Source organism: Halobacillus sp. 12SKB (assembly GCF_052941655.1).
This window is the reverse complement of the sequence record NZ_JBRFWR010000001.1, coordinates 3,919,032-3,942,681: the sequence shown is the minus strand read 5'-3', so window position 1 is coordinate 3,942,681 and position 23,650 is coordinate 3,919,032. Positions and strand designations below refer to the sequence as shown.

Genomic DNA, 23,650 nt, shown 5'->3' with positions numbered 1-23,650 from the left:
CATATTCTTTAATAAGGTTAAATCATAGAAATGTGTAGAAAATGTAGGTAAGGATAATATCTTATTTGTTTTTTATATAGAATATTCAAACATTATTAACTGGTATAGACAACTAGAAATCATGGTGGTAAGATGACTTCAGTAAAACGTTTTCAATTTGAAGGAGGTTAGCGACAATGCTAAGTTTTTTACAACGAATAGGTAAATCATTAATGTTCCCAATCGCTACATTGCCGGCTGCGGCTTTGCTTGTGCGATTAGGGATGGAAGATATGTTGAATATTCCGTTTATAACGGCAGCTGGTAACGGGATTCTCGGGAATTTGGCCCTTATCTTTGCTATCGGTATTGCGATGGGATTTGCGAAAGATGGGAATGGGGCAGCTGCTTTAGCGGGTGCTATCGGTTATTTGGTCCTGGATGGTGGAATAGAAGCTATAAATAAGGACGTGGATATGGGGGTTTTTGCCGGCGTAATTGCTGGTGTGATCGCCGGAATGTTGTACAACAAGTACAATGATGTGAAATTCCCGGACTTCCTTTCTTTCTTTGGAGGCAAACGCTTCGTTCCGATCATCACCTCAGCAGTTATGGTCGTGCTTTCCTTTGTATTTGGATATGTATGGGTGTATCCACAAGCCGTTCTTGATTCTACGGCAAACTGGATTTTAAACGGGGGAGAACTTGGAGTTGGTGTCTATGGCGTGCTGAACCGTCTTCTGATTCCGGTTGGATTACACCACGTAATGAATGCCCTGATCTGGTTTGATTTCGGTACATTTACGACAGAGGCTGGAGAAGTTGTGCGCGGGGAAATCAACCGTTTCCTAAATGGCGATCCTTCCGCTGGTTACTTCCTGGCTGGATTTTTCCCTGTTATGATGTTCGGATTGCCGGCTGCCTGTCTAGCTATGTATGCGGCGGCAAAAAAAGAGAGAAAAGCAGCGGTCGGAGGAATGTTTTTGAGCATTGGTTTGACATCCTTTATTACGGGGGTTACCGAACCAATTGAATTTTCTTTCATGTTTCTTTCTCCACTTTTATATGTCGTTCACTCCTTGCTGACTGGTGTGTCGATGATCCTTGCTTTTGTGTTTGACGTTAGACATGGTTTTGGTTTTTCAGCAGGATTAATTGACTATTTACTGAACTACAACATCGCACAGAATCCGTTCACTCTGATTTTAATTGGATTGTTTATGGGAGCGATTTACTTCCTGATTTTCTATTTCCTAATTATCAAACTGGATTTGAAAACACCAGGGAGAGAAGACGAAGAAGTGGAAGAGGGATCCACTGAAACAGAAACCAGTGATTATGATGCGAAAGCTTCCCACTATCTCCATGCGTTAGGTGGTGCTGAAAACATTGAAACGTTAGATTATTGCACTACTCGTCTCCGCCTTGAAATGAGAGATAGTGAGAAAGTCAATGAAAAAGAGTTGAAGCGTCAAGGAGCACGTGGAGTCATGAAACTCGGAAAAAGGAATCTTCAAGTGATTGTAGGTACTTCTGTCGAGTTTGTCGCGGATGCAATGAAAAAACAAATGGAACATGGGTATCACGTTCCTCAAGGTGTACTGGATGAAAAATTTCCAGCTGTAGAAAAAGAATCAGAGAAGGTTCCATCTAGAAAAGTAAAAGAAGAAGATTTTCAAATGCCGTTGAATGGGAACGTACTTCCTCTCTCTGAAGTCCCGGATGAGGTTTTTGCCCAAGGGATGATGGGGCCAGGCTTTGCCATTGATCCGTCTGGTGATACTTTCCATTCACCTGTGCACGGGAAGGTCCTTCAAGTGTTCCCGACAAAACATGCCATCGGGATTGAGCTCGAGAATGGACTGGAAATGCTGATTCACGTAGGTTTGGATACGGTTAAGTTGAATGGAGATGGGTTCGAAGCACTTGTTGAATCTGGGCAAAAAGTGGACCAAGGAACGCCATTGCTGCGTGTGGATCTTGAATTTGTCAAAGCGAATGCTCCTTCGATCGTAACACCGTTCATCTTCACAAATGCAGAAGGGGCTACCGTGGAACTTTTGAAAAAAGGATACTTGGAAAAAGGACAAAAAGGGGTAATAAGAGTAGAGGAAGGAGGCAAAGAAAATGAGTGATCTGGTCATTTTAAATGTAACCGTTGTAACGGAAAGCGGGACGATTCCTTCTGGTTCTGTGACAGTGAGTGATGGGAAAATAGAAGAAATTCAGGAAGGTATCGTCGTTAAAGATGGGGCTTTTGTCATTGATGGGAAAGACAGAAACCTTACGCTCCTTCCAGGATTCATTGACGTACACATCCACGGTGCGAATGGGCATGATGTGATGGACGCTACTGAAGAAGCATTGCGCGGGGTGGCCGCTCAGTTACCTAAGGAAGGAACGACGAGTTTTCTTGCCACAACCATGACACAATCAAGAGAGAGAATTACTCAAGCCGTCACAAATGTAGGAAAGTATATGGAACAGCAGCAAAGAGATGGACAAGCAGAAGTTCTTGGCATTCATCTCGAAGGGCCCTTCATTTCACCGTCAAAAGCGGGGGCTCAGCCTGCGGAGCATATTACCGAACCTAGCCTCACCCTTTTTGAAAATTGGCAGAAAGATAGTCAACAACAAATCAAACTCGTAACCTTGGCTCCTGAATTGGAGGGCGCTCTTTCCTTTATTGAAGAGGTCAGGAAACAAGATGTCATCTGTTCATTGGGACATAGCGAGGCCACTTTGGCCGAAGCGAATGAGGCGGTTGAGAAAGGCGCGAGCCATGTGACACATTTATACAATCAAATGAGTGGTTTACACCACCGGGAACCGGGCTTGGTTGGAGCAGCATTAACGAACCAGGAGCTTCTCGTTGAGATGATTGTCGATCACATCCACATTCATCCAGAAGCGGTCCGATTAGCTTATCAGATCCTTGGGAGTGATCGAACGATACTAATTACAGATGCGATGAGGGCCAAGTGCCTTCCTGCAGGCACTTATGACCTTGCGGGACAGAACGTGACGGTGAATAATGGGGAAGCCCGCCTTTCTGACGGCACGCTTGCAGGCAGTATATTAACATTGGAAGAAGCGGCAAGAAAAATGCGCACCCTTGCTGGAGTAGATCTAACTGAATTAGTAAAAATGACTTCCGCCAATGCAGCTCGTGAGCTGGGGCTATATGACCGAAAAGGAAGCATTGCGAAAGGGAAAGATGCAGACCTGGTCCTTTTAGATGAAGAGGGTCGTGTAGTGACAACGATCTGCCGCGGAGTTATCAGTTATGATGGGAAGGGGGGAGCGTGATGAATGTACTCGTTGCGAAGGATTATAAGGAAATGAGTCAGACAGCTTCCCGAATGATAGAAGAACAAATCACAGAAAATCCGGATTCTGTGCTAGGATTAGCTACAGGTGGAACGCCTCTTGGTACCTACCAGGAGTTGATCAAGGGCTATCACGAGGGACGTGCAGATTATTCTCTATTAAGTACAATCAATTTAGATGAATACGTTGGTCTGGCTCCTGAACATCCTCAGAGCTACCGACATTTCATGGACCAACACTTGTTTCGATTGATCAATATCGATCTTGAAAACACTCACATTCCTTTTGGTAAAACCGAGGAATTGGAACAAGAGTGCAGGCGTTATGAAAAAGTGATCGACCAGATTGGTCCACCTGATCTTCAACTACTCGGAATTGGAGAGAATGGACATATCGGCTTTAATGAACCAGGCACTTCGTTTGATAGTGAGACCCATATTGTGCACCTGACCGATTCAACGCGGGAAGCCAATGCCCGTTTCTTTGAATCTATGGAAGATGTACCGACAAAAGCGATTACGATGGGCATCCGTTCCATATTGAAAAGTAGAAAAATCATTCTTTTGGCTTCCGGAGAACGAAAGGCAGAGGCCATCCTCCAACTGATTCGGGGGGAGCTTGATGAGCAGTTTCCTGCCTCTTCATTGAAAAGCCATGATGACATTACTTTAATCGTGGATCAGGATGCGTATAAGAAAGTACAACGGAAAGGGTGAATCCTTTGTTAAAGAAAAACGTTCCGTTACCACTGTATTATCAGATTGAAGAGTATTTGAAGGAAAAAATAGAGCAACAAGAGTATGAGGTCGGTAAAATGATCCCATCCGAGCGTGAGCTTTCCGAGCAGTTTGAAGTCAGTCGTATGACCGTAAGGCAGGCAGTGACGAATTTGGTAAATGCAGGAGTCCTTTATCGTGAAAAAGGAAAAGGGACATATGTGGCAGAAAAGAAACTCGAACAGCCGCTAAAAGGTTTGACGAGTTTTACGGAAGACATGAAACAGAGAGGCATGACATCGAGCAGTCAACTGCTAGCCTTTGATGTCATTGCAGCACCAAGAGATATTCAGGAAAAGCTGAATTTGGAAGAAGAGGAAAAAGTGTACTGTATTCAGCGGATAAGGATAGCTGAGGATAAACCTATGGCCATCGAAACTACTTTTATGCCTGAAAAATTACTGCCAAATTTAACCGAAGATATTGTCCATGGATCGATCTATCATTATGTAGAGCACGATTTAGACATGGCCATCAGCCAGGCACGCCAGATTATCGAAGCGCGTGCTGCCGATGAGGAAGAAGCCGAACACTTAAATATTTCTCCTCATTCGCCAGTGCTTCATATCGAACGAAAAAGCTTTCTTGCTCAAAGTGTTCCGTTTGAAGTCGTTAAATCCACCTATCGTGCGGATCGTTATAAATTCATCACGGATATTGATCGATAAGGAGTTCGAGATGAGCTATTTAACAAAAGTATCCCAGAAATTGTTGGACATTGAATCTTCTCAGTTTCATAAATTTGCTGAAGTTAGTGAAAACCTTTCCCGAATTATTCAAGGAGGAGGGATTGTCCATACATTTGGTTGTGGCCACTCCAGCTTACTTGCTCAGGACGTTTTTTACAGGGCGGGAGGACTGGTACCTGTGCATCCGATATGGATAGAAGAATTGATGCTGCATCGAGGAGCAAGGCAAGCTAGTGAAAGTGAACGAAAATCTGGAGTGGTTCAGCCCTATTTGGAGAAGGAAGACTTGCAGAAAAAAGATGCGGTCCTCATTATTTCTACATCCGGACGAAATCCAGCTCCTATTGAAACAGCTATTTATTGTAGGGAGAAAGGTTTGTACACCGTGGGATTGACCTCTTTGGATTATAAAGAAAGTCAATATTCGCGGCACCACAGTAACTACAGGATTGAGGATGTTGTAGATGAGGTCATTGACATGGAAGTTCCGGTTGGGGATACGATCATGCAAAAAGGAGATCAATCCTATTCACCAGTTTCTTCAGTAATAGGAGCAGGGATTTTACATGAGCTCATGACAAGAACGATTGAGAGAATCGGAGAAAGTGGAGAAAACCCTCCTGTTTTCAAGAGTGGTAATGTTGATGGCTCTGACCAACATAACCAAAATATGATGCAGGCCTACAAACGCATCTCTTTCTAAATGAGGGGTGTTGTTTTATCCAACAATCTGGAGTTTATGCTAAATGAACACGTTCGGTTATAAAATAGACCTTCCATAGGTCTGTTTTTTTTTTTAGGTGACCTGTGTCAATTTCATGGATAATCGGGCAGGCGATTGACGGAGGAAGGTTGGAAGGGATAATCTAGAGTGAGGTATGACATCTGTAAGGGGGACACAAAAGATGAAAAGAGCAATAATGCTGTTGGCATGCCTCCCGTTTTTGCTGGGGTTACCTATCGCGACGGAGGCTGAGGAAAGTGGAGAGAGGCAATGGCAGGATGAAAGCGTTTATTATATTGTTGTCGATCGGTTCATGAACGGAGACATGAACAACAATAAGGGCGCAGATTTGGAAAATCCCCAGGCTTATCACGGGGGGGATTTACCTGGGATTGTAGATCAAATGGATTACATAAAAGAATTGGGTTTTACTACTATCCAACTTTCCCCGATTATGAAGAATGAGGGGGATAGTTACCACGGCTTCCATATTTCAGACTTCCGTAATGTTGAAGAACATTTCGGCACGATGGAAGAAGCGAGAAAAGTTGTGGAAGAAGCGCACGCCCGTGATATAAAAGTGATTTTTGATCTTCCTATAGGATTTGTATCTGAAAGCCATCCGTGGGCAGAGAATGATACTAAGTCCGAGTGGCTGACAGGGGAAGAAGTCTCAAGCGAGCATCCGTGGTTTGATCAAATGCTTCAAGTCGATGTGAATCAGAAAGATGTAGGCACTTACTTCAAAGAAACAATGGATTATTGGAAAGAAAAAACAGGGGTGGATGGTTTCAGGACCATCACGAATGGTTCGCATTTAAGTGAAACGTCCTTACAGGATGATTCACTTATTGTGTACAACTCATCAACTAAAGAAGATCATACGTTTAGAGAAGTGACTAGAGAGGCTTTTAGTCAAGCTGGAAACACTCTAAATAACCTTTTAACAGAAGAAGATCTTACACAACCGCATCAGCTTGACTTTTATGACGTGTCCCGTTTTACACATGAAGCTGTCGAAGAAGGACAAAACCCTATCACAAGGTGGCAGCTGGCTTTAACGCATGTATTTACGGTGCCGGGTATCCCGGTGGTGTACTACGGAACGGAAACCCCATTAGATGATGGGGGAGATCCGCAAAACCTCCCGATGATGAATTTTAAGGCCGGGGATGAAAAACTGAAAAAGCGGATAGAAAAACTGACTTCAATGAGAGAACAGTTCCCGGCCCTCACCAGAGGGGATTACCGCGAAGTGTATAACGAGGACGGGCTCGCCGTTTTCAAACGCACCTATGAGGAAAATGAAATGGTTATTGCCATCAATAATGCTAAAGAGACCCGGACGATGACTCTGGAAGGGCTGGAAGATGACCACCAATTGAGAGGTTTGCTCCACGATGGGCTTGTCCGTCAGCAAAGCGATGGCTCCTACCGTCTTGGAATGGAGCGTGAAACAGCCGATGTTTTCATTGTGGAACCGAATAGTGGCTACAATTGGTTGTTTATAGGATTCGTAGGTGGAGTCCTCTCCTTGTTTGTCCTAGCAGTCATCGTGATCAGCTTGAAGAATCGCAAAGCGGATAAAACGTAAAACAGGCCCCATATAGGCCTGTTTTTTTTTGAGTATATTTTTGCAAGCTTTATCTGTAGAACGTCAACGTCCTTTATATCTTCTTTAGTGTCTTTCAACCCCAAACATACAACTTGTGGAAAGGGGTTATTGGTCAGCAGATGTGCTCTTTCTTTTCTTGCGGCGCCAAATCCACAAGGCGGAGACAATTAGAATGGGTACAAGGACTGGAGAGTAACCTATCGCTGCTACGAACAACCAGGAAGCAATATTTGCTATCCCGTTGATGCTGTTGAAAAAGGCTTGTTTTGTCCGCTCCCATGTGTTCAGGTCTTGCTGATCGACACCACCGACAATGACTTTGGTTTCAGTAAAGGAAATGGTTATAGTGGAAAAGTCACTTTGATTTTCTAAGTAGTTCATCTCGCCCTTAAGAGATTCAATGTCTGATTGGACGCGTTCCAGATCCTGAGATATTTCCACTAAGTCTTCTGTTGCACTAGCTTCTTCCAAAAAACTTAGAAGCCTTGCTTCGATTTCTTCCTTTGCTTTTAACCTGGATTCAAGATCCACATAGTTCTTCGTTACGTCTCTACTATTAATATTCCTGGATTTGATTTGATCTGATATATTATTGAACCCACTTAGCATGGCCTCAAAATTTGGTTGAGGGACGCGGATCCGAATATGACCCTGCCTGTTTCCGCGTTCGGTCCTTTGAACATTGGTTTCCACCATATAAGCTTCTTGTTCATTCATTTGGGTCTGAAGGTTCTCCTGGAACTTGTCAAAATCCTTGGTTTCAATATCGATGTGTGCTTCATAGATCATCATTCTCTCTTGCTGAGCTTCCGTTTGCTCTGTTTCATTTTCCGCTGCTTCTGGTGCATCCGTTAGCCCCGTTTTCGGTGCATCTTCTGTACCTGTGTCCATCGAGTCATTGGTACGGTCCAAAGTACTTTCACTTGTCGATTCCTCACTTGCGATCTCTTCGTTGCTGTCTTCTCCGCTGCACGCCGCGAGCAGCATGATGAGGGTGAAAATAAGTAAGATCATTCTTCTTTTTTTGTACATAAAAAGACCCCCTAAATTAGACTAGGCAGGACAGGAGGTGGAACGCTCCATTGAAAGAGCATCCCCAACCTCCCAGCGCCTTTAGTTATTAGTCGTAATTAAGGGAGTAGGGTTACATGTATTTGGGAATGTTTATTTATAAGTGTCATTCAAGAAAAACAGGGCAATGGTGCCGGGCCCGGAGTGGGCTCCAATGGTTGCTCCCACATAATCAATGTGGATTTCTTTTGTTCCATAGGTTTCTTTGATCATTTCCGCAAGCTGTTCGGCTCGTTCCAGATCATCTCCATGGCTGATGGCCATCCGTTGGTTTTGAAAGTCTGCTCCACGCTCATCCATAACTTCGAGCATGCGCTTCAATACTTTTTTCGAACCGCGGATTTTTTCAAGAGGAATAAGTTTTCCATCCTCCATATGCAGGAGTGGCTTGATTTTCAACAATCCTCCTACAAATGCGGCTGTTCGACTTACACGACCTCCACGCTGTAAGTATTCCAGGTCATCGACTGTGAAGATGTGTTCCATGTGAGCAGAGTGGTATTGTCCAAGTTCAAGCACTTCATTGTAAGAGGCGCCATCCTTTGCCATTTCTGCAGCTCTTAGAACAATGAGCCCGTAGCCAAGCGAAGCGGCTTTTGTATCAATGACATCAAATTGGGCGTTCTCATATTCTTCTTTTACTTCTTGTTCAATCATTTTTGCTGTTTGGTATGTACCTGATAGTTCGGAAGAGAAAGCAAAATAAATGAAAGGCTGTCCTTTTTCAGCTAAAGTAGTGAACGTTTCTCGAAAAGCCTGAGGGGATACTTGGGCCGTTTTAGGTGCTTCTCCATTCCGCATCCGGTCGTACACTTCTTTTGGAGTGATATCAATGCCGTCTTCATATTCTTCGTCGTTAATGATGACTTTTAGTGGAAGGGATTGGATGGAAAGTTTCTGGAACATTTCTTGGTTCAAATCACTTGCAGAATCACACAATACTTGTACATGCATACGCGTCACCTTCTATTTTATAGGATGTACTTTTAGTTTAGGCACAAAACGTGAGATAGTCAAAATATACCGGATGCAAACCATTCGACAAAACTTTACATGATTCTACTAAAATTATCTTGATTTTACTCTACTACGGTGATAAAAATGAATAGATGAATTTAGGCTAGGAGGTTCGCTTGTGTTTACTGTTGAAATAAAACGTATCTTGATTGTTCTGTTCGGCGCCGTGTTAAATGCGGTTTCGCTGAATTTATTCTTGATTGAAGCTAATGTTTATGCGAGTGGGTTTACGGGGGTTGCCCAGTTGCTCACTAGTATTTTGAATGATTTTGCCGGAATCCCGGTTAGTACAGGTATTCTACTATTCTTACTTAACATTCCAGTCGCTATTCTTGGATGGCTGAAGGTGGGCAAAGGGTTTACTGTTTACAGTGCCATATCCGTCGCTTTTACCACTCTATTTCTTGAATTGATTCCTGTCCAGCAGTTATCTGAGGATATCATCCTGAATGCTGTGTTTGGTGGAGTTATCGGTGGAATGGGTGTTGGAATTACTTTGAAATGGGGTGCCTCCACCGGTGGTCTCGATATTGTAGCGATGGTACTGTCCCGGATGAAAGACCGCCCGATCGGCATTTATTTTCTTATACTTAACAGCGCGATTATTGCTATTGCAGGGTTACTGTATGAGCCGGAGAATGCGCTCTACACGTTGCTGACATTGTATGTGACGACCCGGGTCATTGATGCGGTCCATACACGTCATGAGAAACTGACGGCGATGATCATTACATCGAAAGCAGCCGATTTAGAAAAAGCGATTCACGGACATATGGTGCGTGGGATTACTACGTTGCCGGCTAGAGGAGCTTTCACACAGCAGGATAAGAATATGCTTGTCATGGTCATCACTAGATATGAACTGTACGATTTGCAACATATTATTCAGGAAGTGGATCCTCAAGCATTCACGAACATTGTGCAAACCACTGGTATTTTCGGTTTCTTCAGAAAAGATGACCAATAGTGAAACCTTTTCCATAAACAAACGACTCATGTAATAAATAGAAAAAAATAGAGGAGTGGGGTCATGAAAAAGTTTTTGGTCATTTTGTTAGGAACCATGCTGCTTTCGTTAGCAGCTTGTGGGAATGAAACAGAAAACGAAGCGAGTGGAGAAGAAAAGGAGGACCAGATGACGGAAGAACCATCTGAACAGGAACCAGAAGTGGACGTGCAGGCTCTTATTGAACAAATAGCCATGGACGCGACGATTGATACGACAGCAGACACGGCGACCTTTAACTTTTCCTTAGAAAATGCAGGGGAAGAACCGGTCACGCTAGGATTTACTTCCAGTCAAAAGTACGAAATACAGGTCAAGAATGAAGCGGGGGAGAGTGTGTATACCTTCTCTGCTGATAAAATGTTCACCCAGGAATTGACGACAGAAGAATTGTCTCAAGGGGATGTCTTTGATGTGAAAGAAACGTGGACGGGAATTGATAAACCTGGAACTTATGAAGCAACCATGACTTTTCTTGTGAATACGATCAATGATCAACCATTGGAAGCAAATCCTTTCCAAGTGACTCAAAGCTTTACGATTGAAGAGGACACAGAAAAGGACGAAGAGTCAGCGGAAGAAAGCTCTGAAAAAGAAACCCCAACCTCTCACCATGATGGAGATGGCCAGGCTTTCCGTGATCTTACTGTGACAGGAGAAAAAGGTTCGTATGTAGTGAAAGGAGAGGCACGTGTGTTTGAAGGAAGCTTCATGTACAGTGTCGAAGACGGTCATAATGTGCAAGTAGAACCAACAGCCTTCCAAGTCGATGAAGGAGCTCCTTCATGGTCTACATTTGAGCTTGAGATTGATATTCCTGAAGAAGACCTTCCGATGTTTGGAACATTAACCCTTACATTGTTTGAAGAAAGTGCACAAGATGGAAGTCCTACGAATGTGAATTACATCCCATTAGAAAACTTCCAGCCGGAAGAATAAAAAAATCCGCCATTAGGGCGGATTTTTTTTAATAACCGTATTCTTCTAGTGTACTCATTACTTTAGGGGTCAATTCCTCCCAGTCGGCTTGAGGGAGCTTATTGACTGTGATGAAGTTTTGGAAGCCAAAAACGTTATCAACGCCATCCAGTTCCATCAAGTCATTCATGATTTTATGTTCACTTGTTTGACCAGGCATGACAGACACGCTGCCGTCCCCTTGGAAAATCATAGACTCAGTCGTAAATTTACGTGCATTAGGGTTTGGTGTTTCCTGTACTTGAATTGTCATAATAGTGTCCTCCTCTGTTACGTCTCCTCTTATTTTATCAAAAAATAATAACCTTCAAAACTCTGAACCTCCTGGATATATGATTGCCCTATATCTGTGGTACAATGAGAGCAATGTTTAGGAGGTGTGTGCGATGGAATCAAGATTGATTGAAGTGTTACAACCGATCAAAGATAATGATTACACGCTGCCTGAAGGTCAAAACTTACAAGAGCTCACCACTATGATGCTACAAAAAATCGGATCTGTCCATCCTGTATTGCGAGATGATTTGATCCATTCTATATTTACAACGTTTATTGAACGTGGTCATTATTCAAATGAACAGTTAAAGAATATTTTGCAGTCTGTATTGAACAAGAACTATTTATTCTACCGAATTGGAACATCAAAAAAAGAAGAGGATGCTGTGTTTAAACGCAGTTTTTCCGTATTGCTCATTCCGCCTATCATGGAAAAGCACAGACATGCCCCGTTTTTGAAGGAAGAAGAAGTCCATCGTGTGTGGGATCACTTGAAAAAATATATGCAGCAGGAAAAAGATCATCGCGGATATGTGAAAGATAAAGGATGGGCCCATGCGATGGCGCATGCGGCTGACGCGATCTACAGTGTCGCTGCCTGTGAAGAAATAACAAAAGAAGAAATTCTCGCTATGCTGCCTGTAATCAGAGATCAGTTCCTGATTGATCATCCGTATCTTTTTGATGAAGAGGAGCGGATGGTGACAGCGGTCATGAAAATGTTTGGTAAGATCAGCCATGCGGAGCGGGTCGAGTGGCTGGAAACATTGCTTTACGTCCGGGACACCTGGCAGGACCCAAATGAGGATATCATCATCAATAACAGCAAACACTTTATGAGAGCTCTTTACTTCCGTATGCTCGAAGGGGATTATCGAGAGCTCAGACAGGTTTTAGAGATGCTATTAAGGGAACTTAGGAAACAGGAAGCTTACTAAAACCTTGGAGGCTGCTTATGATTCGATGGGGTATCTTTATAGGAACAACATCAGGTATTGTTCTTGGTTTGTATATGTGGTTTGTCGAAAAAATAACAGGGAAGAAAGTGTACACCTTGCTTATGAATGTGGATTTTATCCCTGTGATTGGTGACATTGAATGGCCTGTTTTCATGGAGTGGCTTTTCCACATGATTATTTCCTGGATCATCGGTATCCTATATAGTTATGCCTTTATGCATAAGTTGAAGGAAACCAATCGCAATCGCTGGGGGCTCGCTCTTTTGCTTACAGCCGTTGCTGCCACCACCTATGTACCGTTGACGATACTGGCCATTAAAGAGACCCCAGCTTTGACAGATGGGACAGCGATCCTGTATTGGTTGATCGGGCATGTCCTATATGCAATCACATTGAAGAAGTCTTATTACCGATTTGAGTAAAAGGCCGGGAATGCTCCCGGCCTTTATGTATTTTATGCTCTTCTCCATTCCTGTTTAGTAATGGCAAGGGCTACAATAATGGCTCCAATTGCTTGTATCCAACTTCCAAGTGCAGCAAAATGGCTGGCATCCATTTCTTTCAATTCACGTCCTGCAGCAATCGCCTGAATAGAATTCCCAACCGCCTGTAATAATTCTCCATTTAATTTGTACATGTTAGTTAAAGAAGGATCCGCCTCGTAAGTTTCCGAAAATCCAATAACCCCTCCCAATGCTTGTAACAAATTTCCTTTTATAACAAGGTTAAGATCTGTTCTTCTATTTAGATCGCCTAGAATACTGTATATGATCGTTGAGTTTCCAGTTGCTTGAATGATATTACCTGACGCAGAAAGGATAGAGTCTGAATCATTCGCAACAACGCCGTTTCCTGTGGCCTGCAGGGTATTGCCGATGAGATCAAGACCTTCACGGTCATCACCAGTATTGGCATTGATCGACGCATTTACCGCTGAAGCAACTGTTCCCGCTGCAACAATCCAAGAGCCGATCAGAGTTTGGTCGTTCTTACTGCCCATGTTTATTCCTCCTCTCTTTATGGTACTCCGGAATGGTCTGATGGTGATAAGAAAGAGGAGGATCGTAATGTAACCGCACGACATCATGAATTATGGGGAGAGCTGTCTTTGTTTTGCGGACGAAGGTGGAGTTTAATTATCCCGATCTTCAGGTACTGAAAAGTTTAGAAGCATTTGTCCATAAATACATCGAAGCGCCCGATTGTGCACTCAATCGGGCGCTTCGATGTATTTAGAAAATCATTAGGGGGTACTCATTATATACCCGATAAGACAAGTTTATAACTCCATAAACCACACTTGCATGAAAACACCTATTATTACTCATAGTTTTTCAACAAAATGGCAGAAGTCATCCACGGTGGGAGCTTTCATTTAAAAAGAATCAGGCCGTTTGTAAACGGCCTGATTCTCTACGATGGTTATCGTAAGTTGTTGTGGTGAGCTTCCACTTCTTGTTCAAACTGCTGTAGCTGTTGTTTCTCTTCTTGAGAACATTGGCTATAGGCAGACTGAATCGCTTGTTTCGCGGCTTCCATATCATGTTGGCTAGTCGCGTCATGTTTGCCCCCACGTTTTTGGGTGAAACGGTTGACCGCATCGCGCGCGTTTTCAAAAAGGTTTTTCTCCATGGTTAAAACCCTCCTACCGTATGCTGGTCAGCTTCGATTTCTTTACGATTCGCTTCTGAAAGCCTTTTCGGCTCCATCTCGCTCTCGTCGAATTTTCGAACTTCTGTCCAGCGATCCTGTTTACGATTGGTTTTCTTTTGCTGCTCCATGACAAGACCCTCCTGTCATAAAAAAGCCTGAACGCTTTCACGTTCAAGCTTAGTATGGCAGAAGGGCCTTTTTTTACGCGAGGAAAAATGTACCTTATATCGCACGCTTGTTTATTTTTAAATAGTCATCGAGGAATGCGCCGATTCCATCTTCTTCATTTGAATAGGTGATATGGTTGGCAAGGTCTTTCAATTCATTGATCGCATTTCCCATCGCTACACCTACGCCAGCATAATCAATCATTTCAAAATCATTGTCTTCATCTCCGAAGGCAATGATGCGATCATTCGGAACGTGGAAGTATCGGGCGATTTTATCCAGGCCGACGGCTTTGTTCATACCTGCCCGAACTATTTCGATGACATGCCACGGTGCGCCCCACTTACGGTGATCAATCAAAGCAGCGTGATCGTCCAATTCATCGCGGAGTTTTTGAATTTTTTCTTCTTCTGGATGAATGAGAATGGATGTCGGGTCTTCTTTCAAGTTTGATTGAAGGCGTCCTACGGTAATGGGATCGTTTTTTGTTTGGAAAATACTCATGATTTCCTCATCATATTGATCCAGGTACACCTCATCTTTTACTTCAGCAAGAATGTTTTTTACCCCGAGCTCCTGACAGGTGTGAATGATTTTGTGAGCTGTACGGATGCCTAAGGGTGAGTGTATGGCATCCCAACGGTGGTCTTTCGGATGGTGAATCAGTGCCCCGTTGAAATTGACCATAGGTGTATCCAGGCTGAGTTCATGATAGTAATCAATGCTCGCTCTGTGTGGTCTTCCTGTCGCTATAACTACGATGTGACCTTGCTTCATAGCTTGAAGGACTGTGTTTTTTGTTTTTTCACTGATGACTTTCTCATCGGTTAACAATGTACCATCTAAATCTAAAGCAATCAGATGTCGTTCCATAATCTTCACCTCATTTGTATGTATAGTTTATCGGGGAGAACGGTAGAATGTAAAGAATTTCCCTTGAGTTAACCTAACACTTTCCAATTAAAGATGGCAGTGTTACGATACATATTATATAAACTATTTATAAACACAACTTAAACAAAACGTAAAGTTTTTGGAGAAAGGAAATAGGAACAATGATTGGGATCTACCGTAATACTTATAAAAATGTACCCGCTCTAACTGTTGTCGATTCGGCGAAACAAGATCAGCCATTGCCCGTGTTCATTTACTTCCATGGCTTTACCTCCGCAAAAGAGCATAATTTACCCCAAGCATATCTCCTTGCTCAAAAGGGGTACCGGGTCATTCTTCCTGATAGCGCTCATCATGGAGAACGTGACGAAGAGCTGCCGAAGCAGGAACTGAACTTCAAGTTTTGGGATATCGTGTATCAAAATTTAAAAGAGCTTCAAGATATAAAAGATGAACTCGATCGCCAGGATCTCATTAAAGATCGCCGCATTGGTGTCGGTGGAACGTCCATGGGAGGCATTACGACGAGTGCTGCATTGACGATGTATCCGTGGATTCAAGCTTCTGCTGTTATGATGGGGTCGCCAAAGCCAGTTGAATTTGCCCGTAAGCTCATACAGGATGTGGAAAACTCCGGCGTTTCACTTCCTTTGAAAGAGGCAGACCTTGATGAATTATACAGCTCACTTGAAGGTATTGACCTTTCTAAGCAAATGGATAAACTTTATGGACGTCCATTGTTTTTCTGGCATGGGGATGCGGATCCGGTTGTTCCATTCGATCATTCCTATGATTTTTATAATGAAGCGATCGCTCAATATAAGAACCCGGAAAATATTCGTTTTCTAAGAGAGGTCGGGCGTGATCATAAAGTCAGTCGTTTCGCTGTCATAGAAATGGTCAATTGGTTGGAGTTAGTATTGTAACCAGTGGGAATATTTTATTCTCTTTGAAATTTTGTTTATAATAGAGTTTGAAGAATTGTGAAGGGGGAACTAATGTGAGTACAACTGCACTTGAAGAAAATGCAATGGGTGCCCTTGAGAATGTCATTGACCCTGAGCTCGGCATTGATATCGTCAACTTAGGTTTGGTCTATGGCGTCGATATAGATGACAATGGCGATACAACGGTAACGATGACTTTAACGGCGATGGGCTGCCCGCTTGCGGGTCATATCGAACAGGATGTCAAACGATCTCTCGCTGACTTGCCTGAATTGAATGAAATTAAGGTGAATATCGTTTGGAATCCACCTTGGACCAAAGATCGTATGAGCCGTTATGCAAAAATAGCTCTTGGAATTCCAGATTGATTTATGGAAGCTATGCCCCTGCCGTATGAACGACGGTAGGGGTTTTTACATAACAAAGGAAGATAGATCCGGCGAAGAGCGTTGTCTTTTCTGTTCCGTTCGCGGTCCAGTGCACATCATCCAAGCCCCATTGTTATTGAACGTGTGCGAGTGATTACCAAGGAGGGAAGACGAATGGCCGAAACGCCGGTTTTTCAAATTGTCGGTTATAAAAACACTGGAAAGACCTCATTGCTCTCAGATTTAATTGCCTATGGAACGGATCGTGGTGAGAAAGTTGCTGCAATCAAGCACCATGGTCATGAGGAGCCGCTGAAGGTCATGCATCTTGATACAGATAGTTATCGTCTGCATGAATCGGGCGCATTTTTGACAGGAGTGGACAGCCCTCGGAGATTTCAACTTGAATTATCTCACGAAGATGATTTTCCTCTCACGCAACTAGTGGAGATTTATGAGCATTTTTCTCCTGATCTAATTGCTGTGGAAGGATACAAGCAGGACGACTACCCTAAGGCAGTCATTATAAAAAGGGAAGAAGATCTGCCTCTGCTTGGCCAATTGACGAATATCCAATTAGTCATATGCTGGGATGAGCGAATGATTGATCAAATATCTTTTCCTGTCATATCGCTCAGAGAGTGGAGAAAGCGCTTACCAGAGGTCTATCGTTTAGCGAAGGAGGGGGCCTGATGGAGCAACGTTGTTGGATTACGACAGAACCTCTTGAGATTGAAGAAGTAACAAAAAGGGTAATCAGAAGAGAAGCGGGGGCCGTGAATACATTTATCGGCACGGTAAGAGAATTTACGAAAGGCAAACGGACACTTTACTTGCAATATGAGACATACAAAGATATGGCGGAAAAAAAGCTGGAACAGATCTCCAGAGAAATCCAGCATCGATGGCCGAGTGCAGAAGTAGCCATTGCTCACCGGATCGGACGTCTTGAAATTACGGATATTGCTGTAATCATTGCTGTATCTACTCCCCACAGGAATGACTCTTATGAAGCCAGCCGCTATGCAATTGAAAGAATCAAGGAGATCGTCCCCATTTGGAAAAAGGAGCATTGGGAAGACGGTGAAGAGTGGATTGGAGACCAAAAAGAGGTCCGGCCGGGGGTTCCGTTAAAGGAGGAAATCAATTGAATACACTCTTATTTTTTGCGGGATTGAAGGAAGCGATTGGAACGGATGAAGTGAGGTTGGCTGCAGCTGGTATGACTTTAGGAGAGGTAAAAGAAAAAGTGCGCTCCGAATATTCGCTCGACCAAGTGAACAATTGTATGATGGCAGTCAATGAGGAGTTTGCTCCTGAAGATACAACCATCACAGAGGGAGATACCATCGCTTTCATTCCTCCGGTTAGCGGGGGTTAAATCCTTGACACCCATTCTATGTGAAAAAGCCGGTACAACCATTAGAGTTGTACCGGCTTTTTTCGGGATTATAAGAATAGCACCACAAGTCCACCTACGATAAAACAGTAAAACGCAAAGTATTTCAGATTGCCACGAGCCATGATGCCCATGAACCATTTTAAGGAGAAATACGAAGCGACGACGGATCCCGCAAAGGCCATGACATATGCGAACCAGGCATTCTCAGCACTTGCATGATGAATGACATCTTCAATGGATAGTAGCATGGTGCCGAGACTGACAGGGATAAATAACAAGAATGAGAAACGCAGAGCGGTTTCTTGTTTCATTCCTAAAAACATAGCGGCAACAATCGTTGCTCCTGAGCGGCTTATTCCCGGTATCAGAGCGACTGCTTGTCCAATCCCTACAATCAAGGCATCCTTCCACGTTAACTGTCCGTCGCCTTTACGTCCTCTCAGGTTACGAATTAACCAAAGGGCAATCCCTGTGATGATCAATGTGATGCCTACCGTTTGAACGGTAGATAAAACTTCAATAGCATCTCCTAGAAGAACACCGAGCACCCCAGCCGGAATCGTTCCTATGATTAAATAGATAATGAAATCAAAATCATCTTTCTGTTGTTGATCGCGTTGGCTGCGATTGAATAAGTATCCGAATCCATTTTGAATCAATCGAATGAGATCTTCCCGGTAAATGATTAAAACCGCTACGAGAGATCCAAAGTTCACTAGCACTTCAAAGGTGAGTCCTTCCAGTTCAACCCCTAGTAATTCCTGTGCAATGACCAAATGGCCACTGGATGAAATCGGAATGGGTTCAGTAAACCCCTGAAAAATCCCCAAAAATAAATATTTTATAATCAACCATAGTTGTTCCATACTATTTGTTCCTCCTGCCCGTCTGTATTCCTTTTTTTATATCTATATTTCCCATTTCTGTTGATAGAACAATTGTGCGTTTGTTCACACACTCTCCGATTATAAAGGAACCCTGCCCTTGTGGCTAGAGGAGGATTTCATCATTTTCCAAATGAAAAACGTTGCCTCCCGAAGGATAGCAACGCTTGAGTGTGGCTTATGCTTCTTCTTCTTTGATGATTCCATCCCCTAGAACAACTGCAGCAAGGGTGAAAAGAATTGTCATAATGATGACTTGGGAGAAAGCGAAACTGCTCCCAGCCATGTTACTGACTACATAAGCGGACATGAAGCTCAATAGAAAAGCCCAAATGATTGTCCAAATCATCCGCATCATTATTCACCTCATTTTTTACACAATCTATCCTTATCTTATCAGAGAGTACAAGAAAAGGAAATATGAAATCGCTTCATGATTGAGGTTTCCATTGAATAAAATGTAGGAAGACGAGGAAGAGGAGGATAGCCTATGATGGTGACTATTAACCCTTGCTTTCATTGGATTGGATATCATTTGACGTCAAGTCTTCTTCAAGAAGGAATCGAAGTCATCGGTATCGACCCCATTGTGGATTCGAAGAGTGATCTACTATATATGTATGTAGGCAGAAACAGTAATTTTCAGCATTTTTTTCAACGAAGTGATAAAGAAAATCATGTCCAACAATCAAATGATGAATGGGAAGTGGATTTGGTCGATGATGGACTGTTGATCAGGCATGGAGATACGGAAAGAGATTGGATTGAAATACCTCTTCTCTATGGTGAATGGATGGATATCCGTAAGACAGGGGCGCAGGAAAAAGAGGAGCTTCGCCAATGGATCACGGATCACCAGGCGACCTACATTGGAGACTTTATGGATACTTTCCTAAAAAGCTTTCTGGATCAGCAGCCATTCCGCCTGGAAAAACGAGCGGTTGATAAGGGGGCCATTAAAGAAAGAGTGGAGGCATTGTGGCGGTGTGAGCAGCTGCTTCAAAGAATCTAAAGCTTTCAATGTTGGTCATTTACTTTTGTTATGAAAAAAATGTAGAATAGGGAGAGGATATAAGTAGGTACTTAGGAGTGCTTGAATGTGAAATTACAGTCCATCATGATCCTCTCTCTATTATTTTTCCTTGTAGCATGTCAAGGTCTTCCAGATTATAAACAAGATATCAAGGTCGGCATGCTTGTCGAAACGACCATCCATGATAAAGCATGGGGACAGCAGGGATACAAAGGATTGCAAGCCATCCAGGAGGAATATGGAGTAGACATTTATTTTAAAGAAGGAATACGCACATATACACATACAGCCGAGGCGATTGATGAATTTGCAGCCAAAGGGATTGACGTTATCTTCGGTCATAGCAGCTTATATGGAAATCACTTCAGGGAATTGCATGAGGTTTATCCTGAGATGGATTTTGTCTACTTTAATGGCCAATTCTCAGCGGAAAATGTAACAAGCCTCAATTTCGATGCACAAGCCATGGGATTTTTTGCAGGCATGGTAGCCGGTGAGATGACACAATCGGATCGTGTTGGAATTATTGGAGCATTTGAATGGCAACCAGAAGTAGAAGGATTTTATGAAGGTGTGATTCATCAAAACCCGGAGGCCGAAGTCGACATTTCCCTTACAAACAGCTGGGAAAATACAGAGATGGCCCTCATGTATTATGAATCGATGAAAGAAGAGGGTGCGGATGTTTTTTATCCAGCCGGAGATGTTTTTAATGTTGCGGTCATTGAACAGGCGCAAAATGATGGACATTATGCCATCGGGTATGTAGAGGACCAATCTTCCGTTGCTGAAAATACGGTGCTCACAAGTACCGTCCAAAAGGTAGATGAAGTTTATAAACTGGCGATGGAGCGTTATATGAACGGAGACTTACCTGGAGAAATGCTTACGTTCGATTTTCAGGAAGGCGCGATAAAAATGGGGGAATACAGCCCAAGTATTCCAGAAAAATTCCGCAGTAGAATGGAAGAAGTCGTAGAAACTTATAAAGAAACAGGAGAACTCCCTGAAAAAGACCTCTGAAGCAGACAACCAGCTTCAGAGGTCTTTCATATGGATTCATTTCATTTAATCTCCCTTTATTTGAAGACTGAGTTTCGAGACTTTTGTTGAGTAGATGGGGGCTGCGGGGAATAGCTCGCTTTCCGCGGGAGCTCCATTCCCCTCCGTCCCTTTGCTATATTAGTATCTTGAAAATCCACAATCCTGCCATATAGCGGAATAACTCATATGAATAGTAACAGCAGCATTGTAGTTTATACAACAAGATTTTTATTTCTTAAACTTATCAATCATGGGTTTAATCATCGGTGACACGGACTTCCATGTTTTTGAAGCTTCTTGAAAGAGATCATTGAGTTTCGGCTCCGAATTCTTTGTCCCTTCGTTTTCTTCTTCTTGCTGACGGAATCCCCAAAAATCATCAAATGGGGATGACTTTCTTTTGCCCATACAAGCACACCTCCTCTGCTACAATTTATGAAAGAACGTCATGTATTTTGTAGGCAGGTACAACAGAAAATAAAAAGAAGTACGAGTTCGTGGATCCTCTGATACAAAACTTGCAGATTAGTCCAAGATGAATTAAAATTAGTACCAAGTCATAAGAATTGATATTAGATATTACCTTTAAGGGGATGAATATATGAATGCAGGATTCTTGGGCATTGGACACTATGCGCCTGAAAAAGTTCTGACGAATAAAGACTTGGAGAAAATGGTGGATACGAGTGATGAGTGGATTCGTACACGAACAGGGATTGAAGAACGTCGGATCGCTGCAGACGATATGGATACTTCTGATCTAGCTTTTCGTGCAGCAGAAGAAGCTTTGAAAGATGCGGATATGAAAGCAGAAGATCTTGATATGATCCTCGTTGCTACAGTTACACCGGATACACCATTTCCATCTGTAGCTGCCATGCTTCAACATAGGCTTGGTGCTAACAAAGTGGCGGCTATGGACTTGAGTGCTGCCTGTGCCGGGTTCATGTATGGTGTCATCACAGCTAAGCAATTTATTGAAACGAATGCTTACAAGAATGTTCTTGTCGTAGGGGTTGAGAAACTTTCTAAAATTACAGATTGGACCGACCGCAACACATGCGTCCTTTTTGGTGATGGAGCAGGAGCAGCAGTCATTGGACCGGTAAGTGATGATAAAGGAATTCTATCCTTTGAACTTGGGGCAGACGGAGCAGGTGGACCTCACTTGTATCAAACACCAGAGGACACATTGTTCATGAATGGTCGTGAAGTGTTCAAGTTCGCTGTGAGACAAATGCCTGAGTCCTCGGTCAATGTTGTTAAAAAAATTGGTCTGAGTGAACAGGATGTTGACTATTTAGTGCCACACCAGGCGAACATAAGAATAATGGAAGCGGCAAGGCAACGCTTAGGAATCCCTGAAGAAAAAATGTCTACGCAGGTGAAGCGTTATGGGAACACTTCTTCAGCGTCTATTCCAATCGCTTTGTCAGAGGACGTGAAGGCAGGTAAGATTAAAGAAAATGATCTAGTCGTTCTTGTCGGATTCGGTGGCGGGCTCACATGGGGAGCCGTTGCCCTTCGATGGGGGAAGTAACCAAGGAGGAATAAAATGATGGATAAACATCGTGTTGTCATTACCGGAATGGGAGCCGTTACTCCCGTCGGTAATTCGGTAGAAGAAATGTGGAAAAATATTAAAAATGGCGTGTCCGGAGTAGGGGAAATCACTAAGGTCAATAAAGAAGATTATCCTGTACACGTGGCAGCTGAGCTGAAAGACTTCGACCCTTCTGATTATGTAGACCGGAAAGATGCGCGCCGCATGGACCCGTTTGTCCAATATGCGATGGTCGCCGCCCATATGGCCGTTGAGGATGCGAACCTTGAAATCACAGATGATGTGGCTCACAGAACAGGCGTTTGGATTGGATCCGGTATTGGTGGAATGGGAACATACGAGTCTCAATTTGAGACATTCCAGAAAAAAGGCTACCGCCGCGTCAGTCCGTTTTTCATACCGATGATGATTCCTGATATGGCTGCAGGTCAAGTATCCATTGCTCTCGGTGCTAAAGGAATCAACTCTTGTACAGTTACCGCATGTTCATCAGGAGCAAACTCCATTGGAGATGCGTTTAAAGTGATCCAGCGCGGCGATGCGGACATCATGATTGCTGGTGGTACGGAAGCGCCTATGAACAAAATGTCTTTTGCAGGATTCGCAGCTGCGCGTGCCTTATCTCTAAATGAAGATCCTCAAACAGCAAGTCGTCCATTTGATAAAAACCGTGATGGTTTTGTCATGGGTGAAGGAGCGGGGATTTTGATCATGGAAACGCTGGAATCCGCGAAAAAACGTGGGGCGAAAATCTATGGCGAGCTGAAAGGCTATGGTTCAACAGGAGATGCTTATCACATCACTTCTCCGGCACCTGAAGGAGATGGTGCGGCGCGTGCAATGAGACAAGCCATCGATGATGCTGGTTTGAAACCGGAAGATATTGATTACTTGAACGCTCACGGAACATCAACAGAACTGAATGATAAGTTCGAAACACATGCTGCCAAGACGGTATTCCAAGAACATGCGAATAAATTTGCGATTTCTTCAACTAAATCTATGACTGGTCACCTTTTGGGTGCAGCAGGTGCGGTGGAAGCGGTCATTTCTTTAAAAGCAATTAACGATGGAATACTGCCTCCAACGATCAACTACGAAACTCCAGATCCGGAGTGTGACCTTGATTATGTTCCGAATGAAGCACGTAAACAAGACGTGAATACTGTGATGAGTAACTCGCTCGGATTTGGCGGCCACAATGCTAGTCTTATTTTCCAAAAATACGAAGAATAAAAAAAGCCCGATGTCTGGAAGCCAGACATCGGGTTTT

General features: G+C 43.3%; 29 protein-coding genes. 19 read left to right on the top strand and 10 right to left on the bottom strand.

Annotated features, from left to right (window positions below):
* Positions 1-176: 176 nt before the first annotated feature.
* The 6 genes from nagE (at position 177) to ACQ4XT_RS19825 (ending at position 7,092) form a co-directional block, all read left to right on the top strand.
* Positions 177-2,114 (top strand): N-acetylglucosamine-specific PTS transporter subunit IIBC, encoded by a 1,938-nt coding sequence (gene nagE / locus ACQ4XT_RS19850; RefSeq protein WP_446855342.1) that lies wholly within the window; start codon positions 177-179, stop codon positions 2,112-2,114.
* Positions 2,107-3,288 carry an N-acetylglucosamine-6-phosphate deacetylase gene (gene nagA / locus ACQ4XT_RS19845; protein WP_446855340.1) on the top strand — a complete coding sequence of 394 codons (1,182 nt, stop codon included), beginning with the start codon at positions 2,107-2,109 and terminating at the stop codon, positions 3,286-3,288. Before nagE ends, nagA begins: the two co-directional genes overlap by 8 nt.
* Complete coding sequence (nagB, locus tag ACQ4XT_RS19840) at positions 3,288-4,025, top strand: glucosamine-6-phosphate deaminase (RefSeq protein ID WP_446855338.1); 738 nt, start codon at positions 3,288-3,290, stop codon at positions 4,023-4,025. The genes nagA and nagB overlap by 1 nt, the downstream gene beginning before the upstream one ends.
* Positions 4,026-4,030: 5 nt before the next feature.
* A complete protein-coding gene (locus tag ACQ4XT_RS19835; protein WP_446855336.1) occupies positions 4,031-4,753 on the top strand; it encodes a GntR family transcriptional regulator in 723 nt (240 codons plus the stop codon).
* 10 nt (positions 4,754-4,763) lie between these two features.
* Positions 4,764-5,477: an SIS domain-containing protein gene (locus ACQ4XT_RS19830; protein WP_446855334.1), complete on the top strand. Its 714-nt coding sequence runs from the start codon at positions 4,764-4,766 to the stop codon at positions 5,475-5,477.
* Between the two features lie 202 nt (positions 5,478-5,679).
* Positions 5,680-7,092, top strand: coding sequence for an alpha-amylase family glycosyl hydrolase (locus ACQ4XT_RS19825; protein ID WP_446855332.1), 1,413 nt, complete (start codon positions 5,680-5,682; stop codon positions 7,090-7,092).
* A gap of 126 nt (positions 7,093-7,218) precedes the next feature.
* On the opposite strand, the gene ACQ4XT_RS19820 is transcribed toward ACQ4XT_RS19825, so the two are convergent.
* Both ACQ4XT_RS19820 and fakB read right to left on the bottom strand, forming a co-directional pair.
* Positions 7,219-8,145: a DUF4349 domain-containing protein gene (locus tag ACQ4XT_RS19820; RefSeq protein WP_446855330.1), complete on the bottom strand. Its 927-nt coding sequence runs from the start codon at positions 8,143-8,145 to the stop codon at positions 7,219-7,221.
* 132 nt (positions 8,146-8,277) lie between these two features.
* The gene (gene fakB / locus ACQ4XT_RS19815; protein WP_446855328.1) at positions 8,278-9,138 is read right to left on the bottom strand and encodes a fatty acid kinase binding subunit FakB; all 861 of its coding nucleotides are present in this window, start codon (positions 9,136-9,138) and stop codon (positions 8,278-8,280) included.
* Positions 9,139-9,319: 181 nt separating this feature from the next.
* Here fakB and ACQ4XT_RS19810 point away from each other — a divergent pair, with 181 nt between their 5' ends.
* Positions 9,320-10,168: a YitT family protein gene (locus tag ACQ4XT_RS19810; RefSeq protein ID WP_446855326.1), complete on the top strand. Its 849-nt coding sequence runs from the start codon at positions 9,320-9,322 to the stop codon at positions 10,166-10,168.
* Between the two features lie 63 nt (positions 10,169-10,231).
* On the top strand, positions 10,232-11,146 hold the full coding sequence (locus ACQ4XT_RS19805) for a BsuPI-related putative proteinase inhibitor (protein WP_446855324.1): 915 nt from the start codon (positions 10,232-10,234) through the stop codon (positions 11,144-11,146).
* A 28-nt stretch (positions 11,147-11,174) separates the two neighbouring features.
* Here the strand turns inward: ACQ4XT_RS19805 and ACQ4XT_RS19800 are convergent, their stop codons facing one another.
* Positions 11,175-11,438 (bottom strand): NifU N-terminal domain-containing protein, encoded by a 264-nt coding sequence (locus ACQ4XT_RS19800; protein WP_446855322.1) that lies wholly within the window; start codon positions 11,436-11,438, stop codon positions 11,175-11,177.
* A 133-nt stretch (positions 11,439-11,571) separates the two neighbouring features.
* Here ACQ4XT_RS19800 and ACQ4XT_RS19795 point away from each other — a divergent pair, with 133 nt between their 5' ends.
* Both ACQ4XT_RS19795 and ACQ4XT_RS19790 read left to right on the top strand, forming a co-directional pair.
* Positions 11,572-12,399: a DUF2785 domain-containing protein gene (locus ACQ4XT_RS19795; RefSeq protein ID WP_446855321.1), complete on the top strand. Its 828-nt coding sequence runs from the start codon at positions 11,572-11,574 to the stop codon at positions 12,397-12,399.
* A 17-nt stretch (positions 12,400-12,416) separates the two neighbouring features.
* Positions 12,417-12,842, top strand: a complete 426-nt coding sequence (locus tag ACQ4XT_RS19790) for a hypothetical protein (protein ID WP_446855319.1) — start codon at positions 12,417-12,419, stop codon at positions 12,840-12,842.
* A gap of 32 nt (positions 12,843-12,874) precedes the next feature.
* Here ACQ4XT_RS19790 and ACQ4XT_RS19785 read toward each other — a convergent pair whose 3' ends face one another.
* The 4 genes from ACQ4XT_RS19785 to ACQ4XT_RS19770 form a co-directional block, all read right to left on the bottom strand.
* Positions 12,875-13,420 carry a DUF6944 family repetitive protein gene (locus tag ACQ4XT_RS19785; protein ID WP_446855317.1) on the bottom strand — a complete coding sequence of 182 codons (546 nt, stop codon included), beginning with the start codon at positions 13,418-13,420 and terminating at the stop codon, positions 12,875-12,877.
* Positions 13,421-13,842: 422 nt separating this feature from the next.
* Positions 13,843-14,052 (bottom strand): DUF3813 domain-containing protein, encoded by a 210-nt coding sequence (locus ACQ4XT_RS19780; RefSeq protein WP_089654266.1) that lies wholly within the window; start codon positions 14,050-14,052, stop codon positions 13,843-13,845.
* A 2-nt stretch (positions 14,053-14,054) separates the two neighbouring features.
* Positions 14,055-14,201 carry a hypothetical protein gene (locus ACQ4XT_RS19775; protein ID WP_202410115.1) on the bottom strand — a complete coding sequence of 49 codons (147 nt, stop codon included), beginning with the start codon at positions 14,199-14,201 and terminating at the stop codon, positions 14,055-14,057.
* Between the two features lie 94 nt (positions 14,202-14,295).
* Entirely contained in the window at positions 14,296-15,114 is an 819-nt protein-coding gene (locus ACQ4XT_RS19770; protein ID WP_446855315.1) for a Cof-type HAD-IIB family hydrolase, read from the bottom strand.
* Between the two features lie 182 nt (positions 15,115-15,296).
* On the opposite strand from ACQ4XT_RS19770, the gene ACQ4XT_RS19765 reads away from it, so the two are divergent.
* The 5 genes from ACQ4XT_RS19765 (at position 15,297) to moaD (ending at position 17,831) form a co-directional block, all read left to right on the top strand.
* Positions 15,297-16,061, top strand: a complete 765-nt coding sequence (locus ACQ4XT_RS19765; RefSeq protein ID WP_446855312.1) for an alpha/beta fold hydrolase — start codon at positions 15,297-15,299, stop codon at positions 16,059-16,061.
* Between the two features lie 104 nt (positions 16,062-16,165).
* Positions 16,166-16,450 carry a metal-sulfur cluster assembly factor gene (locus ACQ4XT_RS19760; RefSeq protein WP_089654274.1) on the top strand — a complete coding sequence of 95 codons (285 nt, stop codon included), beginning with the start codon at positions 16,166-16,168 and terminating at the stop codon, positions 16,448-16,450.
* Positions 16,451-16,624: 174 nt separating this feature from the next.
* A complete protein-coding gene (gene mobB / locus ACQ4XT_RS19755; RefSeq protein ID WP_446855310.1) occupies positions 16,625-17,143 on the top strand; it encodes a molybdopterin-guanine dinucleotide biosynthesis protein B in 519 nt (172 codons plus the stop codon).
* The gene (locus tag ACQ4XT_RS19750; protein ID WP_446855308.1) at positions 17,143-17,601 is read left to right on the top strand and encodes a molybdenum cofactor biosynthesis protein MoaE; all 459 of its coding nucleotides are present in this window, start codon (positions 17,143-17,145) and stop codon (positions 17,599-17,601) included. The genes mobB and ACQ4XT_RS19750 overlap by 1 nt, the downstream gene beginning before the upstream one ends.
* Complete coding sequence (gene moaD / locus ACQ4XT_RS19745; protein WP_089654271.1) at positions 17,598-17,831, top strand: molybdopterin converting factor subunit 1; 234 nt, start codon at positions 17,598-17,600, stop codon at positions 17,829-17,831. The genes ACQ4XT_RS19750 and moaD overlap by 4 nt, the downstream gene beginning before the upstream one ends.
* 68 nt (positions 17,832-17,899) lie before the next feature.
* Here the strand turns inward: moaD and ACQ4XT_RS19740 are convergent, their stop codons facing one another.
* Both ACQ4XT_RS19740 and ACQ4XT_RS19735 read right to left on the bottom strand, forming a co-directional pair.
* Positions 17,900-18,718: an undecaprenyl-diphosphate phosphatase gene (locus ACQ4XT_RS19740; protein ID WP_446855307.1), complete on the bottom strand. Its 819-nt coding sequence runs from the start codon at positions 18,716-18,718 to the stop codon at positions 17,900-17,902.
* Positions 18,719-18,914: 196 nt separating this feature from the next.
* Entirely contained in the window at positions 18,915-19,091 is a 177-nt protein-coding gene (locus ACQ4XT_RS19735; protein WP_446855306.1) for a YjzD family protein, read from the bottom strand.
* Positions 19,092-19,226: 135 nt separating this feature from the next.
* Here ACQ4XT_RS19735 and ACQ4XT_RS19730 point away from each other — a divergent pair, with 135 nt between their 5' ends.
* Positions 19,227-19,748 carry a hypothetical protein gene (locus ACQ4XT_RS19730; protein WP_446855304.1) on the top strand — a complete coding sequence of 174 codons (522 nt, stop codon included), beginning with the start codon at positions 19,227-19,229 and terminating at the stop codon, positions 19,746-19,748.
* Between the two features lie 87 nt (positions 19,749-19,835).
* The gene (locus tag ACQ4XT_RS19725) at positions 19,836-20,792 is read left to right on the top strand and encodes a BMP family ABC transporter substrate-binding protein (protein WP_446855303.1); all 957 of its coding nucleotides are present in this window, start codon (positions 19,836-19,838) and stop codon (positions 20,790-20,792) included.
* A gap of 249 nt (positions 20,793-21,041) precedes the next feature.
* Here the strand turns inward: ACQ4XT_RS19725 and ACQ4XT_RS19720 are convergent, their stop codons facing one another.
* The gene (locus tag ACQ4XT_RS19720; RefSeq protein WP_446855301.1) at positions 21,042-21,221 is read right to left on the bottom strand and encodes a hypothetical protein; all 180 of its coding nucleotides are present in this window, start codon (positions 21,219-21,221) and stop codon (positions 21,042-21,044) included.
* Positions 21,222-21,414: 193 nt separating this feature from the next.
* On the opposite strand from ACQ4XT_RS19720, the gene ACQ4XT_RS19715 reads away from it, so the two are divergent.
* Positions 21,415-22,353, top strand: a complete 939-nt coding sequence (locus ACQ4XT_RS19715) for a beta-ketoacyl-ACP synthase III (RefSeq protein WP_446855300.1) — start codon at positions 21,415-21,417, stop codon at positions 22,351-22,353.
* A gap of 18 nt (positions 22,354-22,371) precedes the next feature.
* Positions 22,372-23,613 (top strand): beta-ketoacyl-ACP synthase II, encoded by a 1,242-nt coding sequence (gene fabF, locus ACQ4XT_RS19710; protein ID WP_446855298.1) that lies wholly within the window; start codon positions 22,372-22,374, stop codon positions 23,611-23,613.
* Positions 23,614-23,650 lie beyond the last annotated feature (37 nt).

What these genes read in the sequence shown, in the direction of transcription:
- nagE (WP_446855342.1), top strand. Translation starts at nt 177, where the DNA reads ATGCTAAGTTTTTTACAACGAATAGGTAAATCATTAATGTTCCCAATC.
- ACQ4XT_RS19760 (WP_089654274.1), top strand. Translation starts at nt 16,166, where the DNA reads ATGGGTGCCCTTGAGAATGTCATTGACCCTGAGCTCGGCATTGATATC.
- nagB (WP_446855338.1), top strand. Translation starts at nt 3,288, where the DNA reads ATGAATGTACTCGTTGCGAAGGATTATAAGGAAATGAGTCAGACAGCT.
- ACQ4XT_RS19795 (WP_446855321.1), top strand. Translation starts at nt 11,572, where the DNA reads ATGGAATCAAGATTGATTGAAGTGTTACAACCGATCAAAGATAATGAT.
- fakB (WP_446855328.1), bottom strand. Translation starts at nt 9,138, where the DNA reads ATGCATGTACAAGTATTGTGTGATTCTGCAAGTGATTTGAACCAAGAA.
- ACQ4XT_RS19805 (WP_446855324.1), top strand. Translation starts at nt 10,232, where the DNA reads ATGAAAAAGTTTTTGGTCATTTTGTTAGGAACCATGCTGCTTTCGTTA.
- mobB (WP_446855310.1), top strand. Translation starts at nt 16,625, where the DNA reads ATGGCCGAAACGCCGGTTTTTCAAATTGTCGGTTATAAAAACACTGGA.
- fabF (WP_446855298.1), top strand. Translation starts at nt 22,372, where the DNA reads ATGGATAAACATCGTGTTGTCATTACCGGAATGGGAGCCGTTACTCCC.
- ACQ4XT_RS19800 (WP_446855322.1), bottom strand. Translation starts at nt 11,438, where the DNA reads ATGACAATTCAAGTACAGGAAACACCAAACCCTAATGCACGTAAATTT.
- ACQ4XT_RS19735 (WP_446855306.1), bottom strand. Translation starts at nt 19,091, where the DNA reads ATGCGGATGATTTGGACAATCATTTGGGCTTTTCTATTGAGCTTCATG.
- ACQ4XT_RS19780 (WP_089654266.1), bottom strand. Translation starts at nt 14,052, where the DNA reads ATGGAGAAAAACCTTTTTGAAAACGCGCGCGATGCGGTCAACCGTTTC.
- ACQ4XT_RS19825 (WP_446855332.1), top strand. Translation starts at nt 5,680, where the DNA reads ATGAAAAGAGCAATAATGCTGTTGGCATGCCTCCCGTTTTTGCTGGGG.
- ACQ4XT_RS19820 (WP_446855330.1), bottom strand. Translation starts at nt 8,145, where the DNA reads ATGTACAAAAAAAGAAGAATGATCTTACTTATTTTCACCCTCATCATG.
- ACQ4XT_RS19730 (WP_446855304.1), top strand. Translation starts at nt 19,227, where the DNA reads ATGATGGTGACTATTAACCCTTGCTTTCATTGGATTGGATATCATTTG.
- ACQ4XT_RS19785 (WP_446855317.1), bottom strand. Translation starts at nt 13,420, where the DNA reads ATGGGCAGTAAGAACGACCAAACTCTGATCGGCTCTTGGATTGTTGCA.
- ACQ4XT_RS19715 (WP_446855300.1), top strand. Translation starts at nt 21,415, where the DNA reads ATGAATGCAGGATTCTTGGGCATTGGACACTATGCGCCTGAAAAAGTT.
- ACQ4XT_RS19720 (WP_446855301.1), bottom strand. Translation starts at nt 21,221, where the DNA reads ATGGGCAAAAGAAAGTCATCCCCATTTGATGATTTTTGGGGATTCCGT.
- ACQ4XT_RS19740 (WP_446855307.1), bottom strand. Translation starts at nt 18,718, where the DNA reads ATGGAACAACTATGGTTGATTATAAAATATTTATTTTTGGGGATTTTT.
- ACQ4XT_RS19750 (WP_446855308.1), top strand. Translation starts at nt 17,143, where the DNA reads ATGGAGCAACGTTGTTGGATTACGACAGAACCTCTTGAGATTGAAGAA.
- ACQ4XT_RS19765 (WP_446855312.1), top strand. Translation starts at nt 15,297, where the DNA reads ATGATTGGGATCTACCGTAATACTTATAAAAATGTACCCGCTCTAACT.
- ACQ4XT_RS19770 (WP_446855315.1), bottom strand. Translation starts at nt 15,114, where the DNA reads ATGGAACGACATCTGATTGCTTTAGATTTAGATGGTACATTGTTAACC.
- nagA (WP_446855340.1), top strand. Translation starts at nt 2,107, where the DNA reads ATGAGTGATCTGGTCATTTTAAATGTAACCGTTGTAACGGAAAGCGGG.
- ACQ4XT_RS19830 (WP_446855334.1), top strand. Translation starts at nt 4,764, where the DNA reads ATGAGCTATTTAACAAAAGTATCCCAGAAATTGTTGGACATTGAATCT.
- ACQ4XT_RS19790 (WP_446855319.1), top strand. Translation starts at nt 12,417, where the DNA reads ATGATTCGATGGGGTATCTTTATAGGAACAACATCAGGTATTGTTCTT.
- ACQ4XT_RS19775 (WP_202410115.1), bottom strand. Translation starts at nt 14,201, where the DNA reads ATGGAGCAGCAAAAGAAAACCAATCGTAAACAGGATCGCTGGACAGAA.